At 63.5% G+C, this 16,837-nt stretch carries 17 protein-coding genes, 1 tRNA gene and 1 pseudogene; 10 read left to right on the forward strand and 9 right to left on the reverse strand.

Annotated features, from left to right (window positions below; translation table 11 throughout):
- Nucleotides 1-169: 169 nt before the first annotated feature.
- The 9 genes and pseudogenes from AB4061_RS03575 (at nucleotide 170) to AB4061_RS03615 (ending at nucleotide 6,571) form a co-directional block, all read left to right on the forward strand.
- On the forward strand, nucleotides 170-706 hold the full coding sequence (locus AB4061_RS03575) for a hypothetical protein (RefSeq protein WP_441630957.1): 537 nt from the start codon (nucleotides 170-172) through the stop codon (nucleotides 704-706).
- Nucleotides 707-943: 237 nt separating this feature from the next.
- Nucleotides 944-1,366: a DUF4279 domain-containing protein gene (locus tag AB4061_RS03580; RefSeq protein ID WP_441630959.1), complete on the forward strand. Its 423-nt coding sequence runs from the start codon at nucleotides 944-946 to the stop codon at nucleotides 1,364-1,366.
- A gap of 463 nt (nucleotides 1,367-1,829) precedes the next feature.
- Nucleotides 1,830-2,096, forward strand: coding sequence for a hypothetical protein (locus tag AB4061_RS03585; protein WP_441630961.1), 267 nt, complete (start codon nucleotides 1,830-1,832; stop codon nucleotides 2,094-2,096).
- Between the two features lie 137 nt (nucleotides 2,097-2,233).
- Nucleotides 2,234-2,692: pseudogene (locus tag AB4061_RS03590) on the forward strand (ATP-dependent Clp protease proteolytic subunit); the annotation flags it as partial.
- A gap of 139 nt (nucleotides 2,693-2,831) precedes the next feature.
- Entirely contained in the window at nucleotides 2,832-3,728 is an 897-nt protein-coding gene (locus AB4061_RS03595) for a DUF4261 domain-containing protein (RefSeq protein ID WP_441630963.1), read from the forward strand.
- Nucleotide 3,729: 1 nt separating this feature from the next.
- Nucleotides 3,730-4,041, forward strand: coding sequence for a hypothetical protein (locus tag AB4061_RS03600; protein WP_441630965.1), 312 nt, complete (start codon nucleotides 3,730-3,732; stop codon nucleotides 4,039-4,041).
- A gap of 83 nt (nucleotides 4,042-4,124) precedes the next feature.
- The gene (locus AB4061_RS03605) at nucleotides 4,125-4,850 is read left to right on the forward strand and encodes a hypothetical protein (protein WP_441630967.1); all 726 of its coding nucleotides are present in this window, start codon (nucleotides 4,125-4,127) and stop codon (nucleotides 4,848-4,850) included.
- Nucleotides 4,831-6,147, forward strand: coding sequence for a hypothetical protein (locus tag AB4061_RS03610; protein WP_441630969.1), 1,317 nt, complete (start codon nucleotides 4,831-4,833; stop codon nucleotides 6,145-6,147). Before AB4061_RS03605 ends, AB4061_RS03610 begins: the two co-directional genes overlap by 20 nt.
- Before the next feature lie 28 nt (nucleotides 6,148-6,175).
- A complete protein-coding gene (locus AB4061_RS03615; RefSeq protein ID WP_441630971.1) occupies nucleotides 6,176-6,571 on the forward strand; it encodes a hypothetical protein in 396 nt (131 codons plus the stop codon).
- Nucleotides 6,572-6,592: 21 nt separating this feature from the next.
- Here AB4061_RS03615 and AB4061_RS03620 read toward each other — a convergent pair whose 3' ends face one another.
- Genes AB4061_RS03620 through AB4061_RS03635 form a run of 4 tightly spaced genes read right to left on the reverse strand, consistent with a single transcriptional unit; the run spans nucleotide 6,593 to nucleotide 11,638 of the window.
- Complete coding sequence (locus AB4061_RS03620; RefSeq protein WP_441631456.1) at nucleotides 6,593-7,258, reverse strand: DUF2894 domain-containing protein; 666 nt, start codon at nucleotides 7,256-7,258, stop codon at nucleotides 6,593-6,595.
- The gene (locus AB4061_RS03625; RefSeq protein ID WP_043354157.1) at nucleotides 7,254-7,901 is read right to left on the reverse strand and encodes an OmpA family protein; all 648 of its coding nucleotides are present in this window, start codon (nucleotides 7,899-7,901) and stop codon (nucleotides 7,254-7,256) included. Before AB4061_RS03625 ends, AB4061_RS03620 begins: the two co-directional genes overlap by 5 nt.
- Nucleotides 7,898-10,885, reverse strand: coding sequence for a DUF802 domain-containing protein (locus AB4061_RS03630; RefSeq protein ID WP_441630973.1), 2,988 nt, complete (start codon nucleotides 10,883-10,885; stop codon nucleotides 7,898-7,900). The genes AB4061_RS03625 and AB4061_RS03630 overlap by 4 nt, the downstream gene beginning before the upstream one ends.
- A gap of 9 nt (nucleotides 10,886-10,894) precedes the next feature.
- On the reverse strand, nucleotides 10,895-11,638 hold the full coding sequence (locus AB4061_RS03635) for a DUF3348 domain-containing protein (protein ID WP_441630975.1): 744 nt from the start codon (nucleotides 11,636-11,638) through the stop codon (nucleotides 10,895-10,897).
- A gap of 287 nt (nucleotides 11,639-11,925) precedes the next feature.
- Between AB4061_RS03635 and AB4061_RS03640 the strand changes: the two genes are divergently transcribed.
- Nucleotides 11,926-12,000: transfer RNA gene (locus AB4061_RS03640), tRNA-Thr, on the forward strand.
- Nucleotides 12,001-12,145: 145 nt separating this feature from the next.
- Here the strand turns inward: AB4061_RS03640 and AB4061_RS03645 are convergent.
- From AB4061_RS03645 to AB4061_RS03665, 5 genes are all read right to left on the reverse strand, one after another.
- Nucleotides 12,146-12,967: a DODA-type extradiol aromatic ring-opening family dioxygenase gene (locus AB4061_RS03645; protein WP_441630977.1), complete on the reverse strand. Its 822-nt coding sequence runs from the start codon at nucleotides 12,965-12,967 to the stop codon at nucleotides 12,146-12,148.
- Between the two features lie 23 nt (nucleotides 12,968-12,990).
- Complete coding sequence (locus tag AB4061_RS03650) at nucleotides 12,991-13,845, reverse strand: IclR family transcriptional regulator (RefSeq protein ID WP_441630979.1); 855 nt, start codon at nucleotides 13,843-13,845, stop codon at nucleotides 12,991-12,993.
- A gap of 48 nt (nucleotides 13,846-13,893) precedes the next feature.
- The gene (locus AB4061_RS03655) at nucleotides 13,894-15,009 is read right to left on the reverse strand and encodes an FAD-dependent monooxygenase (RefSeq protein WP_441630981.1); all 1,116 of its coding nucleotides are present in this window, start codon (nucleotides 15,007-15,009) and stop codon (nucleotides 13,894-13,896) included.
- 512 nt (nucleotides 15,010-15,521) lie between these two features.
- A complete protein-coding gene (locus tag AB4061_RS03660) occupies nucleotides 15,522-15,767 on the reverse strand; it encodes a helix-turn-helix domain-containing protein (protein ID WP_441630983.1) in 246 nt (81 codons plus the stop codon).
- 185 nt (nucleotides 15,768-15,952) lie between these two features.
- Nucleotides 15,953-16,750 carry a YdcF family protein gene (locus AB4061_RS03665; RefSeq protein WP_441630985.1) on the reverse strand — a complete coding sequence of 266 codons (798 nt, stop codon included), beginning with the start codon at nucleotides 16,748-16,750 and terminating at the stop codon, nucleotides 15,953-15,955.
- Between the last annotated feature and the right edge of the window lie 87 nt (nucleotides 16,751-16,837).

The raw sequence follows: 16,837 nt of genomic DNA on the forward strand, positions 1-16,837 counted from the left end.
ATTGGTGCTGGCGGCGCGGCGGCCTTTGACGGGACGATTGCTAACGGCTTCGGTGCTTTTACAGGGGCTATCGGTGCGATCGCTGCTGCGATGTATCCTAATAGTAGGTACGGCTTTTGGCCGAAAATCAGAATGGCATCTATTGTCCATAGGCCATAGGGAGGTCCAAATGAGTGCTGAAGGATTGAGTCACCAATGTTCAGAGAAGGTGTATAAATTTAAGGGTCGTACCCTGGCTCCTATTTCGATAGGAACAATGATTGGTTTATTCGCTTTTCTTGGTTACTTGTGGATCTCGCGCGACGGGCAGTTGGGCGGAGCAATTTTTCTTTTATGTGCTATCTCGTTGTTTGGAGTAACCGGTTTTTTCATGCTTGCGAGCAAGTCCGATATTGTATTGAGTGAACGAGGGATATCGAGAAATTATTTTGGGGTCACGTGGCAAACAATGGAGTGGGATAGTGTGAGGCTAATACGTGCATTCCCCGTTTATGTGCCATATGAGCGCGGAGCGCGACGCGGATTTAATATTTATCCACGAGATCGAAAGGGGCTATCTACAATGCCAGCCGGGAAGATGATATTCGGGGGCAAAGCGGAGAACATGCCTGATCTAATCGAAACCATCAATCACTACATAGATAAACATAAAATTAACGTCGAGATTGAGATTAATGGCGTGAGAGCGAGAGCCACTCGAATATAAAGTGCCGTTTTGTCACATAGGCTTCGCGGATGCGTGTTGGATTGCGACCGACGCTCATGGTGACACACTCCCACCTATGACGGTCTGAACGTGGTGCGAGGAACCTGGCGGCGCGAGAATGATGACACTAGCCTATACTATTATTGGGTGCGTTACTCTTTGGGTCGATCCTGATACCGGCGACATTTACGATCCTGCTGGAGATGTCGTTGGAAACCTTAACGGTGAGAAGCCAAAATGGGCCTTGACGAACCAAAGATAATTGTTGCGCTCTATTTGAATGGAGAGCACCTTGATCCGGAGTCAGTTACTCGTGAAATTGGTGTTGGCCCTTCAAGGGCGCAGAAGAAGGGCGAGCGGCGTGTGACTTCTTCTGGGCTGGAGTTTCTCGTAAAACAGGGGAGCTGGGCATTGAGTTTTGAGTTGGGCTCGACATCGCTTGACGATCATTTGGCGCGACTCATTCAGTCCTTTCCGATTGGAAAGCCGTTGTCGGCGATTGCGAATGTCGAAGACGCCTATATTGATGTCTTTGTTGCGCTGTCTAGCAGTTTGGACGGTGATGCGAAATGCGAGTTGGATATCGAGCCAGATGTTCTTGTATCGTTAGCTCAACTAGGATTGCCGATACGCATAACTGTGAACGTTGTGCGAGAGTGATTGGACTGCATTGATGTCGGTAGTGGCCGCTGCATAAATCGAGTTTGAAGGAAGGGCCCCCTGTGATCTTGAGCGACCCGCTTACCAGCCGTGGATAGCCTGCAGCACAATGCGCGCCGCAGCCACATGTACGGTCTCGCTGTTGCCGTCCATATCGGCTTCGTTCGCATGACGGGGCGCACGCTCCTTGCCTACAAGCAGGTACCCAAGTTCCTCCGTGCCCATGTCGGCGTGCGCGGCGTACGGACAGACATTAATTGGCTGTAGCCTCACGGCAGCCGACTCGACCGTCACCTATACCTTCGATGCCGGTAACCGGCGCCCGGCTTCCAGGCGCAAGGGGGGCAAGTGGGGTTCAGGGCGGTCGAAGCTTTGGAAAATTTGGCGAAGGCTATGGAGCATATGGCGCGTCGGGAATAGAAGGCCAACATGCGTATGTTTCGCCTCCACTTTGGGGAGTTCCATGTCCGTAAATGTAAGGGATATGATAGTTGGGATCGTTTTTTTGATTTTGTACCTGGTCGCACGTCTCTTGTCTGGATCTAAGATTAATGCCATAGGCACTACTGCGGTAATCGCCCTGTGTTTATTGGTGATTTTAAGGCTCTCCGGGGATGGAAGTTGGAGAGGGCTGGGTCGATGGATAAAAGAACACGTTATTAGTTTTATTCTTGTTACCGCTGCATCTTTGGGAACATTTGTTGTCGGCGTTTTTACGCCGGCCGCCTGACCGACGCGCGGGGCGGGCAAACGAGTTTTGCTTATGACGCCAAGGATCGACTCGCCAGCAAGACGGCCCCACTGCTGCAAATAGAGCGTTACACCTACGACGGACGGGACAACTTGCGTACGCATGCGTGGCTTGCAGCGCTATTCCTGGAAGGCGAGAATCCGGCGAAGCCTATCCATCTCTACATCAACTCGCCCGGTGGAGTCATTACCAGCGGGCTCGCCATGTACGACACCATGCAATACATCAAAGCGCCGGTGCATACGCTGTGCATGGGGACCGCGCGCTCCATGGGCTCGTTTCTGCTGATGGCGGGTGAGCCAGGCGAAAGGGCAGCGCTCCCCAATGCGAGTCTGCACGTCTATCAGCCGCTGGGCGGTTTTCAAGGGCAGGCGTCGGATTTCCTCATTCATGCCGAGGAGACGCAGCGGACCAAGCATCGTGTCGCCCGGCTCTATGCCGAGCATTGCGGGCGCACCTACGAGGAGGTCGAGCGCACCCTTGACAGGGACCGCTACATGACATCGGAGCAAGCGCTGGAATGGGGGCTGATCGACCGCGTCCTCACGCAACGGGAACTGGCACCGTTACGGTGAGAGCGCGAACCGAGCTTCCTGGCGCCGGCCAGGAGAACTCCGATCTTGATGTGGGACGGCGACAGCTGTGATCGCAGCCTGTAAACTGGCGGCGCGATGCCTGAGTATCGCGCTTACCTTGCTCCTGCCCGTACAACACATGAACATCTTCTCCCGCTACTTCGGACGCGCTGACGAATCCGCCGACGCCACCGCCCTGAGCGCCAACGCCGCTATCGAGAATCCGCTCAGCCTGCAGGTGCTGTTCGCCGGACCGCTCACGACGCAGGCAGCCGCGTTGACGACCGCCTTGCGCGCCTTTCATCCCTCCATGAGCAAGGCACGCGCCGAGATTGCCCCAGACATGCAGGAGTTGTTCGGACTCATCGGCTGGGGCACGCACGTGGTGCGGCTAATTGGTTTCGATGCGCCCTATCCCCGGGACTCGCTCGAAGCCTGCGTGGCGCCCGCGGCCTACCCGGCGGAGGTCAAAGACGAGGTACGTGCGCACACCAGCCACATCATCCTGTACTACGCGGGTTTTGACGACAATCCGCTGGAGCAGTACGTAGCGCTCGCCGCCGTAGCCGGTGCCCTGGCGGGCTTCGGTGCCCTGGCGGTGTTGAACGAACACGCGCGCACCTCACTGCCCGCCGGTATCCTTGCGCCAGACAGCCTTGGCAGCGAGAGCCTGGAATTGCTGCGCAGCCTGCCGCTCAATGCCCTCTACTGCGGCTTCGTCAAGTATGAAGTGCAGGATGTACAGGGCGTGTGGATGCGCACCTACGGCGGCGACCTGTTCGGACTCCCCGATTTTGCTGTGCTTGCCAGTGGGCACGAAGAGGGCCAGCGGTATGCCGACATCTTCAACAACATCATGGGCTATATGATGGAGAGCGGTGCGGAGCTGGCGGCCGGGCATACCATGCAAATCGGCGAATCCACCTATATGAAACTGCGTGAGCCGGCCGAGGTGGAGTATTTCCTGGATGGCCCCGGTAAGGTGCTGGTTGCAGAGGTGATTACGGAGGAGCAGATCAATYAGATCGATCTGTAGCATGGCGCTGCCGGGAACGCATCAGCAACACACTCAACGGAGAGTAGACATCGAAGACATCGTGTTTGGCCTCGGCCTGCTTGTGGGGGGCATCTCCGCGGCCGTTGGGAGCGTGCGGCTGCGCTCGGTAATATGGCGCGTGGTTTTGCCAGGTAGCGTGGCAATCGCAGCATTTGCCCTGGCGACAATCTGGGGGCGGCCGTACTCAGGCCTTCTGGTTTTGTTCATCAGCGTGGCCGCCGGCAGCGGCTATCTGATTGGCATGCTGGCAACGCTGTTCGCGCGGCGCGCCATTCATCGAAGGACTGGTTGATGCGCGGATGAACCAATGCGCCGGGCCGTCGTTGATCCAGTTTCCTCATCACCTTTGAAGCGCTTACACCGAATCCCACCTGAATGTCTACCACCTTGCAGAGACGCCTGACCATCCTGCGCCGCGCCGCCCAACCGAAGAACCACTTCGCCGTCGATATCATGAGAACACGACTTGGCAATCGCGCAGGCATCCGGGCGCTGGCTTTCTGGATGCTCGCTCTCCTGTTCACAACGTCTGCAACCGCTCAGCAGTTCGATCGCGCGGCACAAGCGCAGCGTTACCGCGCATGGCGGCAGCAATTCGAAACGGACTTCGCCACGCTGCAGCAGCGGCGCAATGCGGGCGCGCAGATCACCGAGGCACAGATCGAGCAGGTTTTCTCAAAGTCAGTCGTGCCGAAATCGCGTGCCGTGCCGCTACTGAAGGCGTTGGCAGAACAGAGCGACATTAGCGCGGGCAGCGGCTTCGCGGTGGTGGGTGCTGGGCGTATCTTCTTCAACCTGCTGCACGACTCAGTGCCGGCGGGTGAGGGCGGCATCTATCCGGAAAACGAAGCGACGATCGGCGCGCACAACCTTAGCGTCTGGTATATGCACATCAACGGCGGCGGTGGCGACGCCACGGAGCGCTACTTCAGCGACCCCAAGCGCTTCGAGCCGTACCGCCTGCCACCGGCGGGCAGGTTCGAGCGGCGGGCCTATCCCTTCCTGCTGATGGATGACAAGAGCGGCGCGTTGCGCCTGGGCGGCGTCAGCGCCGAGTTTTGGAACCTGGTGTCCTACCTCCATGCCACGCAATTTCAATAAGCCGAGCCCGGCACAAACGCTGGCACTGCTGCTCGCGCTTTCCATCTCGCCGGTCGCTCACGCCGTGTGCGATCCGGCAGCCAGCGCCGCCGCTGCGATGACGCGGGTTGTGGTGGACTTTCCGCTGGAAGACGCTGGCACGCTGCTGGGCCTGGATGGTGCGCGTGTCAAGTCGGACAACCTGGAGGCGCCGCTGCGCATCTCCATTGCCGGCCGCGCACGGGCTTCGCTATGGGCTGAGCAGGTCGACTGGTCGGTCTACGGCCTGCCCGCGGACAAGCGGGTGGGCCCAACCGTGCTGTACTTCGATGGCGCGGGCGACAACGCGCGCCACCTGTGCCGGGTGGAGCAGTACCGCTTTACCGAGGCGTTCGAACAAAGGCGCGAGGCGCTGCTGAGTCCGGCACAGAGCCTTCGCTATGCATCGGAGCGCCGGCACGGCCAGCCGGGCAATCGTGCCGACGATGCGCGTGCGGCCGGGCCTGAAGACTACGAGCTGGAGCGCACGCTCGTACTGCGCTACGACGGCGCGGCACGCCTGGCTGCCTTCGACACGGTTGACAGCGAGGACGACGCGCCGCCGAAGCTGTCCAGCCAGCATTGCCTACGCTACGACAAGGCGGGCTGGCTTGCCTCATCGGGCGAAGGTGCATGCGAGTCCGGCTCCGGCGAGACGGCCGCGCTGCGCTATGTGCATGATGCCGATGGCCGCCTGCTGCGCATGATCCAGCGCGATCCCCATGGGCGGCGCGTGCAGGTGCGCACCTTCGATGCGCAAGGCAAGCCGCGGCACCTGTATATCAAGGAAGGCCCGAGCGAGGGCTACGCGTCGATGAACGTAGGCCTGCCTTATCGCTTGCCCGAGAGCCTGGGTGCCCAGCGTGGGCATGACTCAAGCTATGCCGCGAGCAATCCCGCGCAATACACCATGGTGCTGAACGGCCCGGACTGGCGTGTTCCGTCGGTGGAGTCCTGGCATTACCCATGGCGAATCCTGCTGCTGCCTGGCGACGAGACCGCGGGCGACATCATGGCGTTCAGCGCCGGGCAGCGCGAGGTGCTCGCCTCCGGCAACAGCGGGCAGGGTGGCGACATCCGACTTACCGCGCAGCAGAAACGCAAGATCTGGGAAGCCGCGCGCGCGCGTCCGGGCCGGGTGTTCTGGAACTATGCGCCGGGGCAGGACCTGGTACTGGTGGCGGCGATGCCGGAGGCGGTGTGGCGCCAGTGCGCCGATACAGCGGAACGCACGGCGCAGGCTTGCGAAGCGCAGCCAATCGCCACGGGCAAGCGCTAGTTATATGGCCACGTAAGCAGATCAAGCCATGCCGAGCGTTTCATTCTCCGTCCGTTTTCTGTTTGCCTGCTGTCTTTTGGTCGCGACGGCCAATCATGTGCGGGCAGTCTTTCAACATGGCTTTCTCTGGGACTACGGCTATGGGAATGGCGCGTACTGGGCCAGCCGGGTGTTCTGGGGAGCGCTGACGATTGTTGATCCGTTGGCGGTGCTGCTTCTTTTCATCAAACCAAGGGTGGGCATCGCGCTCACAGCGGCAATCATCATTGTCGACGTCGTTCACAACACGTTCTACGTCGCATTGAATCGGCAGTGGTTCGAGCCGTTCTACCTTTCGCAGGTAGCGTTCCTACTGACGGTTCTCCTGCTCTCGCCCATGGCGTGGCATCGTACGGCTCGCAGGGGCGAATCAAGCCGATATTGACCCGCCGTCCCCCCAACTGCGCTAGCGTGGCCTGCCGCGTGCGCTCGGCTTGATGCTCCCTGCGCGTGGCGCGTCCTTACCCGCCATGGCGCCGCCGCCGTTCATCTGCTCCATCCACGACAAGGCGTCGACGTACGACAAGAACTGGTGGAGATATTCAGGCGACAGTTCTCGCATCAGTGAGAGCGAGCGATGCACGAGGCGGCTCGAATTGAGCGGGCCGGCATTGTCGGGCACTTGCTCCAGCGACTGCCGCAACCGTCGATCGGTGCTGACCCTGGACCAGGTTTCCCGGAAGTAGTCGAGCACCTCCATGTCCGGTAGGGACGCGCGCCGGGGTACGGCTGCAATCGTTGCGGGGGCGCCGCGATCCGCCGGCGCCCGGATGGCCATGTAGTTGATCAGTCCGGCCAGCGGCCCGCGAGGGGGAGCGCCCGGCGATGCTGTGCCGCCGACATTGCGGTCTTTGCATTCGGTGCTTTCAAGATCGCCGGCATAGGCCTCGAGCAGATTGGCCAGCCTGCTGTCGAGGATGCGTCGCGCATCGCCGCTGTAGGCGGCCGCCCGTCGGGCCAGCGCCTCGATGAATCGAAAGCGGACAGGATTCAGGCGATCGGCGCCACGCGCGCGCCATGCGTCGAGCGTGGCAAGCGCGTCGCGGCTTTCGGCACCAATCTCGCCACTAATCACGCGGCTTCCCCGTTTCGTTGGACGGCCTCGGGATTGGCGCGATCTCCACGCGCCGGTTCTTGGCTCGTCCCTCGTCGTTGGCATTCGAGGTCACGGGCTGCTCGGCGCCGAAGGCGGCCGCAAACACCGAGGAGGGCGGGACGCCTTCATCGATCAACGCGCGGGTCACCGTCAACGCGCGCTGGGCCGACAGTTCCCAGTTGTCGGCAAAGCGGCGGTTGGCCTCGCGCATCTGGCGGTCGTCGGTAAATCCGCTCACCATCAGGATCTCCTCGCGGGCCTGGAGGTAAGCGGACAGCGGCGCGGCCAGGCTCTTCAACACCTCCCGGCCTTCGGGCTGCAATTGATCGGAGTTGAGGGCAAACAACACGCTGCCCTTGATGCCGATGCGCCCGTTSACCAGCGTCACCCGGCCCGCCGCCAGCGGGCCGGCCAGCGCTTGCTCAAGGGCCTCGCGGCGATGCTTCTCCACCTGCCGTTGCTTGACTTCCTCCTCCAGCCTGGTCGAGAGTTCCAGCTGCACGCCGATGACGCTCACCAGGATCAGCACAAAGGCGCCCAGCAGCACCGACATCAGGTCGCCGAAGACGGCCCAGATTGGCACGGCCGGCTCCACGCCGGCGTCGATCTCCTCGCTCATGCCGCTTCGGCGCTGGCGGGCGCCCGCTGTCCTGCGAGATGTTGCAGGTTTTCGACGATCTGCTTCTGCGACAGCATGCTCAGGTCGATGACTTCCCTGGCCTGTGCGACGTAATAGGCAAGCTGTTCGTCGCTACGCGCGACGGACTTGTCCAGCGCGGCTTCGATGCGCTGGAGGTGGGCCACCAGCTTGTCGTTCGACTCGCCGAACAGCTGCACCGCCATGCCGAAGGCTTCGCCCAGGCTTGCCACCTCGACAGCGCTGCCGGTGACCTGCGCGGCGACGGCTTCCAGCTTCCCGGCTTCAGCCTCGACCTTGTCGGTGAACCGGGTGCCGACACGGTCCAGCAGATCCGCCGTCGTGCCGACCAGGGCGTCGACGGCCGTGCGCTGCTCGGTGGAGGCATGGTTCACGGCATCGAGCAGGGTTTCCAGCGTTTCCAGCAAGCGGCCGCGCTCCTCCAGCATCGCGTTGTCGCGGGCCATGCTGTCGGAGAGCTTCTGGCGCAGTTCGCCAATGACGTCGGCCGCTGCCTTGGGGGCTTCCGAAGCGGCTTGCACGAGCCGGGCAATCTCGGCGATGGTGTTGCTGGCGTGCGCTTGCGTCTGGGCCGAGATGTCGCGCGCGGTTTGCGCCAGCGTGTCGCAGATTTCCTGCTGCCGGCTGACATTGTGCGTGCCTGCCTGCTCCCACTCTTGGCGCAGCGTTGCCGCCATCGTGCCGAGCGTATCGCTCCAGGCTGCCAGCCGCTGCTGGTCCCGCGCTGCCAGTTCCGCTTGCAGGTCCGCATGCGACTGGCCCACGGTTCGCACCAGCGACGCCGAGTGCTGCTCAAATGTCGCCGCGGCCGCCGCCAGCGCGTGCTGGTTGTCGCCCGCCAGTTTTTCGCTGACGCGTTCGTGCTGGGAGAGCGCATTGCTCCACGCTTCCGACATGCCGCTCGTTGCCGTTTCCAGGCGGGCGGAGACGCTTTCCAGCAGCTTGGGGGCCGCTGAAGCGGCTTGCACGAGCCGGTCGATCTCGGCGACGGTGTTGCTGGCGTGCGCTTGCGTCTGGGCCGAGATGTCGCGCGCGGTTTGCGCCAGCGTGTCGCAGACTTCCTGTTGCCGGCTGACATTGTGCGTGCCTGCCTGCTCCCATTCCTGGCGCAGCGTTGCCGCCATCGTGCCGAGCGTATCGGTCCAGGCCGCCAGCCGCTGCTGGTCCCGCGCTGCCAGTTCCGCTTGCAGGTCCGCATGCGATTGGCCTACCGTGCGCACCAGCGACACCGAGTGCTGCTCGAACGTCGCCGCGGCCGCCGCCAGCGCGTTTTGGTTGTCGCCCGCTAGTTTTTCGCTGACGCGTTCGTGCTGGGAGAGTGCATTGTTCCACGCTTCCGACATGCCGCTCGTTGCCGTTTCCAGGCGGGCGGAGACGCTGTCCAGCAGCTTGGGGGCCGCCGAAGCGGCTTGCACGAGCCGGTCGATCTCGACGAGGGTGTTGCTGGCGTGTGCTTGCGTCTGGGCGGAAATGTCGCGCACGTTCTGCGCCAGCGTGTCGCAGATTTCCTGCTGCCGGCTCGCGGTGTGCGCGCCCGTCAGTTCCCACTCCTTGCGCAGCGTCGCGGCCAGCGTGCCGAGCGTATCGGCCCAGGCCGCCAGCCGCTGCTGGTCCCGCGCTGCCAGTTCCGCTTGCAGGTCCGCATGCGACTGGCCTACCGTGCGCACCAGTGCTGTCGATTGCTGTTCCAGGCTCGCCGCGGCCGCCGCCAAAGCGTTTTGATTGTCGCCCGCCATTTTCTGGCTGACGCGTTCGTGTTGGGAGAGCGCGTTGTTCCAGGCTGCCGACAGGCTGCCGGTCGTGGCTTCCAGGCGGGTGGAGACGCCCTCCAGCAGGCCTGCGGAGCGTTGCTCGAAGGTGTCGGTGAACTGGGAGAGCGAGGTGCGCAGGTCCTGGGTAAGCGCTTCGCTCGATCGCTGGTGTCCCGCCAGCGCATCGTTCCAGATGCCCGCCACGGTGGTGGTGGTCGCCTCGAATCCGGTCGACAGGCCATCGAGCTGCCGCTGCACGGCCTGCGTGACGGTGTCTTGCAGGGCGGCCGTTCCGCGCGCGAGGCTCGCCATGGTGGCCTCCACGGCCGGCTGGAGCGCTGCACCGGCGGCGCGGGCGCTATCGGCGACGCTCTCCTTCAAGGATTGCTCCACGGAGGACGCCAGGCGGGTGTACGCGGCTTCGGTCTTGCCGTGGAAAGCGTCCTGGCTGGCGAGCTGGCGCTCGTGCAAGGCCAGGCTCTGTTGTTCCATGGCCGCCATCATGGCCTGCAACCGATCGACCAAGGCGGGCATCACCTCGGCCTGCCGTTGCAGGAGCTTGAAGGTCTCCTCGCGCTGGTGGGACAGCGAGTAGATGCGCAACGTCGTCGCGATCCTGGTGTCGAGCCTCTGCGCCGCTTGCGTGCGCTCGCGCCGGCACAACGTCGAAAGCAGTCCCAGCATCGCGGAGGTGGCCACGCCCGCGACCGAAGTGCCGAATGCAAATCCCAGGCCCTTGACCGGCGCGGCCAGCGAGGCGCGGATGGCCTGCAAGTCCGTCGCGCTTTCCAGCGCCATGCCGGTGCCTTTCAGGGTGGCCACCATGCCCAGGAACGTACCCAGCATGCCCAGCAACACCAGCAAGCCCACCAGATACGGCGTGAGCGACGGCCCCGGCAAGCCCACGCGCTCACCTTCGATGCGCAGGCGCGTCGCATTGCGCAGGCTGGCAGGCAATTGCGCCAGCCAGGCATCCAGGCTGGCCGGCGGCTCGGACAGGCCTGCTACGGCCCGCGCCAAGGTGGACGTGGCCTCGTGATAGCGCCGCAGCTCGAGCGCGCCTGCCACGTAGCAGGCGCCGATCAGCACGGTGACAGCCAGCGCCAGGGTGTTCGAGCCGGCATAGCCGACGCCGATCCAGCACACCGCGGCCAGACCGGCCAGAAAAACAGCGAAATTAAGATATCTGGACATGGCGTCCTGTTAGCTGGAGCGAAGGGCGGCAAGCAGCCCATCGATCGGTTGTAAACGAATATCCAGTTCGGCAAGCAGTACGCTGCGCATATCCCTGCGGAACACGTCCAGCCATGCGCCGGAAGTGACCGCCGCGGACTCGCCCGCGGCCTGGGCGTCGGCCAGCGTTGCCTGCTCGGCCTGGCGCAAGCGCGCGAAGTGGCCTTCCAGCAATGCGGGCACGCCACCAAGCAGGCTGCGCTCGCGCGCGCCCAGTGCCCCCTCCATGACAGCATCCACCGCCGCGAGCTGCGACAGGGCGGGCGTCCTGGCGGCCAGCATTGCCCGCAGGCGGCCGCGCAAGCTGCCGATCTCGGTCTCCATCGTCTGCTGCATCGAGAGATAACGCTGACGATATGTCGCGTAATCGACCGCTGCCTCCGTGGAGTCTCCCTGGGCAGGCGCCTGCGGTTGCCCGCGCCGCTTGGCGGAGGCAACGGCGCCATCGCCTGCGATGGCATTCGCCAGCGCGGCTCGCACACGGTCGCACGCAAGCGCCTCGGCGCTGCCGAAGGCGCGCGCGCCGGGGGCTACCGGCGGCGGGTTGCCGTTCAGGGCCGTGGACAGTTCGATGGCGTCGGCCCAGCCGAGCCACTGGCTCAGTCGGTCCGAGAGCGATTGTCTGGGTTCGGGAACATCGACGTCCGCTAGGCGCGCAAGCAAGCGAATGAGCGTCGGGCCGCTGCAACCTGTGTGCTGTGGAGCTTGCACCATACCGGCTGAATCAAAAACCCTGCAGTTTACACGCCAGCGAGGGGTGGACCTATCGCATTTCGCTTTGAATTGCGAATACCCAGGCAGAGTCACATCAGATTCACATGCCGCGAGATTTTTCGGCCGGAACAGAGATGGAAACTTTCGCCATTAAGGGGTTGCCGAGCAGGGTCGATTAGTCCATAATGCAGTCCATTGATTCGGCGGGAAGCCAAAAAACTCCTTAAAAATCAATGGCTTAGAGTATTTATTTGGTAATAAGGCAACTTGCAGTCGTTGTCATCGTTGCCCATGTGGCTCAGTGGTAGAGCACTCCCTTGGTAAGGGAGAGGTCGGCAGTTCGATCCTGCCCATGGGCACCAGTCTTTTCCCCAGGTTCGCGTTCTTCGCGCGGGCTGTCAAAGCTAGCTGGTGCCGGCAAGCTGTTCCTCCCGGCCCACGCCACGCTCGCCAATGCGGAATCACCGCACCGGCTGCCTTCAAGCTTCTCGTTCCTCGTTTCAGGTTTCAGCTTCCCCCAAACATAAAGCTCGACACGGTAATGCCGCCAGCGAAGTCGTCTTCGTGGTAGACGCGCGTGGCAATGTCGTCCTCGGCCGCGCCCACGGCGACCATCAATGGCAACAAGTGCTCTTCTCGCGGATGGGCCTGCCGGGCGGCGGGCGCGCTCTCCCAGCCAGTTAGCGCGGCGGTGCGCTGCGCTGGGGTGGTCGTCGTCAGCGCTTGCTGGAGCCAGGCATCGAACGCGGCCGATGGCGCTTTCCCTGCGGGGCCGAACGCGCGCAGGTTGTGGTAGCTCAGCCCGCTGCCCACGATGAGGATGCCTTCGTGGCGCAGCGGCGCCAGCGCTCGCCCGAGTGCGAGATGCGTTTGCGGATCGAGCCCTCGCTTGAGCGAGAGCTGCACGGTTGGCATGTCGGCGTTGGGATAGATGGCGGCCATCGGCGCAAACATGCCATGGTCGAAGCCGCGCAGCGGATCGAGCCGTGCGGCCAGGCCGGCGTTCTCGAGCAAGCCCTGCACGCGTGCGGCGAGCTGCGGTGCGCCCGGTGCCGCGTACTGAATCTGGTAGGTGAAATCCGGGAAGCCGTAGTAGTCATAGACCATGGGCGGCTTCGGGTTGGCCATGACCGTGAACTCCGGCTCCTCCCAGTGCGCTGAAATCATCAGTACGGCCTTGGGCGCAATGCCCGTGCGCTGCACCAGCTGGGGCATCTGCTGCAGCGCGGCCTTGAGCTTGTCGTAGCGGCCGCCCATCTGGGCTTCCATCCAGGGCCAGGGCCCGCCGCCGTGCGAGATGAAGAACGTAGGGAGTGCAGGCGTTGTCATCCGAGCCTCCTGTTGACGTGGTGTCAGTGTGGGTGGCGCTGCCCGGCGGCGTAGCCGAGCAGGCCAGACAAATCGCGCGCGGCGCGCTTGACCTCGCGCTCCACGCGTTCGCGAAGATCGGGGGCGCGCTCGAAACGAATGTCCGGGCCGGCCACGCTGATGGCAGCCACCGTGGTGCCGCTGGCGTCGCACACGGGCGCCGCGCAAGAGTCGATGCCGGGCTCGAACGCGGAGAAGCTCCAGGCGCAGCCGCGCTCGCGGTCGGCGGCGAGGATGTCGCCCAGGCGGGCATACGTGGCCGGGCTTTGCCCGGTGACGGTCGCCAGCGGTTCCTCGCCGAGCCGCTCGCGCAGCGTGTCTTCCGGCAGGCCGGCAATCAGCATGCGGCCGGGCGTGGTGAGGTGCGCCGGCACACGGCTGCCAACCTGGATATTGCTGACCAGCGAGGTCTGCGGCATATCGCGCAGCAGGTAGAGCACGTCGCCGCCATCCAGCACGCCGAGATAGGCGGAGAGCTGCAGCGATTCGCTCAGGGCGGCCAGAACGCGCCGCGCAAAGACGGTGAGATCCTTGCCTGCCAGCACCTTTGCGCCCAGCTTGAGCAGAGCGAAGCCTGCCTGGTGGCCGCCCTGCGGCAGCCGCTCCACCATGCCTTCGTGCTCCAGCGTGGCGAGCAGGCGCATCACGGTGACGCGGTTCACGTCGATGCGCCGGCCGACTTCGCTCAGGTTGGTAGTGGAGCCGCCTTCTGCGATAAAGCGCAGCAGCCGCATGGCGCGGATCACCGGGCTGACCAGTTGCGTCTTGTCTTCGTCGCCGCCGTCGGCGGCATCGCTTGCGTCGGGCGCGGGCTGGTTCAGCTTGGGGTTCTTGCTCATCGGTTCCGTGGACGGGTGGGCGGCGAGGTAAGCCTGCGGACTTGGTGCTTAGCCGAGGGCTACCTGCCAGGCGTTGTAATCGTACACCCAGTCCGCGTTGCCGCCTTCCTTGAGCCACGCGTTGCTGCGCGAGCCGATCTGGATGCGGCTGGTGCGCTCAAAGCGCGCGGCCCGGTAGCGCGCGAGCGCGTTGGGGATGTCGTCGCCATTGGCTTCGGCCAGGCAGCGCGCCAGTACCACGCCATCCTCGATGGCCATGCCGGCGCCTTGCGCCATGAAGGGCATCATCGGGTGGCAGGCGTCGCCCATCAGCACGACGTTGCCGGCTGACCAGGCGGGCAGCGGATCGCGCACGTACAGCGCGGAGATCAGCACGTCGTCGCAGGCATCAAGCAGCGCGCGCGCTTCGGCATGAAAGCCCGCGTAGGCCGCGCGCACGTCTTCCACGCGGCCCGGCGTGGTCCAGGATTCGTTGCGCCAGGCTTCCTGCGCCACCGTGGCGAAGATAAAGATTTCGCGGCCGCGGTTGAGGGGGAAGGTGACGATCTGCGAGGTCGCCTCCGGGCCCCACCACTTGGTGAAAGCCTGCAGGTTCGGCACGCCGGCAAGGCGCTCGGCCGGCACCACCGCGCGGTAAGCCACCACGCCGGTGAAGACCGGATGCTCGGGCCCGAACAGCGCGGTGCGCACGGCCGAGTGGATGCCGTCGGCACCGATCAGCACATCCACGTCTTCCTGCGTGCCATCGGCGAAATGCAGCGTCGCGCCGGCCGCATGCCGCTCGATCTGCGTCGCCTTCTTGCCCAGCTTGATGCAGGCCGCCGGCAGGGCGGCTTCCAGCGCGGTCATCAGGTCGCCGCGGTGCATGGTGAGCTGCGGCGCGCCGTAGCGGATCTCCGCCTCGTCGGACATGGCCAGCCGCGAGGTTTCCTCGCCGGTGTTCCACACCCGGCTGATGCGGTGGCTGGGCCGCGCGGCGGTCTCGCGCAATGCCTCGCCCACGCCCAGGCCATCCAGCGCGCGCACGGCATTGGGTGTGAGGTTGATGTCCGCGCCGACCCGCGCGAAGCGCGAGGCTTGCTCGAAGACCACCACGTCCTTCCCGAGCTTGCGCAGCGCAATCGCCGCGGCGAGTCCGCCGATGCCAATCTTTTGTGAAGCCATGGTGCTTGTTCCTCTGGGGGTCGCCTTGGTGTGGGCCCGGGTGTGCGCCTCGCTGCTCAGCGGCTGCGCTTGCCGGCTTGCATGTTCAAATATGAACGTAGTGTTCATAAAAGAATATAAAGACGAAATGGGGATGTCAATCCGAGGGTTTACGCGAAGGGGAACGAAAAAGGAGGCCGCATGGGGCCTCAGGGGAAGTGAAATGGGAGGAGCGGGGGCGATGCGTTGGTGGTAGTCCGCCCGTGCTTCTGGCCAGCCGGCAACCGAAGCCGGCAGCTTACTGCTGAGCGATGGTCGCTCCGAAATCTGCTGCCATACGCCGGCGGTGGACTCTGCCCCTGGAACGCCGTCGTTGGCAATGGCTTGCCAGGCTCGCGGCTGCGCACGACGTCATAAGGCCGTAGAGCTTCGAGCTGGTTTTGCCGTTGATCGCTGCAGCCCCAAGTACAAGCGCGGGCCGATGCCTGGCTTGTTCGGGGCGCTGGGCCTCCCGAGTCGACTAGTGCTGACGCTTAGAGCTTGGCAACAGCCATCAACTCCGCGACCGTAACCTCAAGCGCAGTCGCAATTCTCAAAAGATGCATCATCCCCAAATTCTGTCCTCCCCGTTCCACAGAACTCATATAGGAGCGGTCGATGCCGGCCAGATGGGCAAGCTCTTCCTGGGAAAGGTCACGCCGAAGGCGGACCTCCCTGATCGCGGATCCCAACTGAACAAGAGGGGCGGCACCACCGTGCCTTGGGGAAGCTATTGGCATTTAGAGGCTTGGAGGGCAACTGGCGGTTGAGTATCTGGGGAGCGAGGCAATCGGTGCCCCCTGTCATGGCGAGCGCACCAAGCCATCTCTGGTAAGTTGCGGTCTCACCTGGGCGCATCTCCCGGCCGATCCTGGCACGCAATTCGTCACTTTGGTCTTCCATCGTTTTCCTTGCCGCTTTCCGGTCAGAGTTCACGCAATACCCAGCCACTGATAAACGCAAAATACTCGCGCAGCCAGGCGTTGTAGCGTAAGTACAGCGGCGTTGGCGCTCCTGCGCCAGACACCGCCTGGAACCCAGCCTTATGCGCGATCCGCTTTGCGCGCACCAGATGAAAATCACTGGTCACCAGCACCAGCGGGTCTGCGGCGCTCACGCCCTGTTGCGCAAGCAAGCGGTGGCTGAAGAGCAGGTTTTCCTCCGTGCTGGTGCTCCGGTCCTCCCGGATCAGGCGCTCCGGTGCCAGGCCGTGCGCGATCAGGTAGTCCGCCATGATGTCCGCCTCACTACACCGCAGCCCGAAATCCTGGCCGCCGCTCACCACGACTCGCGCCGCCGGCCATTGCCGTGCCAGCGCCAGTCCTTTGTCCAGCCGTGCAGCCAGGGTGGGCGACGCGGCGCAGTGTGGCGTGCCGGAGCCCAGTATGAGGATGGTGTTTGCCGCCGGTCCCGTTGCCGGGAAGTTCGCGTTGCTGGCGCTGATGAAATAGAAGAACATCCCTAGCGTCACCAGCCACACGGCAAATGCGGTGCGGCCCAGCGCCCAGATCCATCGACGCCGTGGGCTGGCCGCGCGCCAGCGCGCTACCCTCTCCCAGCGCCATGACAGCGCGAGAAAGGCCGCGCCGATCGCCAGAGGGAGGACGACCCCAAAGTTGAACAGCCCCATCAGCATCAGGGCGATGGCATCGGCCACCAGCAGTGCGCCAAGCAGGGCAAGGCAGGCGCGCCGCCAGAATGCGCCAGTCTTCAAGTCATGCATTGTTGTTCAGACCCATATCGTTAGTCAGCATGTTTTGGCGAATTTAAGCGTGCTTATGTGTGTTTTGGCGTGATTCAAGGCCAGGCA

Origin of the sequence: Cupriavidus sp. YAF13, from assembly GCF_052113425.1 — a bacterium.
Taxonomy (GTDB): Bacteria; Pseudomonadota; Gammaproteobacteria; order Burkholderiales; family Burkholderiaceae; genus Cupriavidus.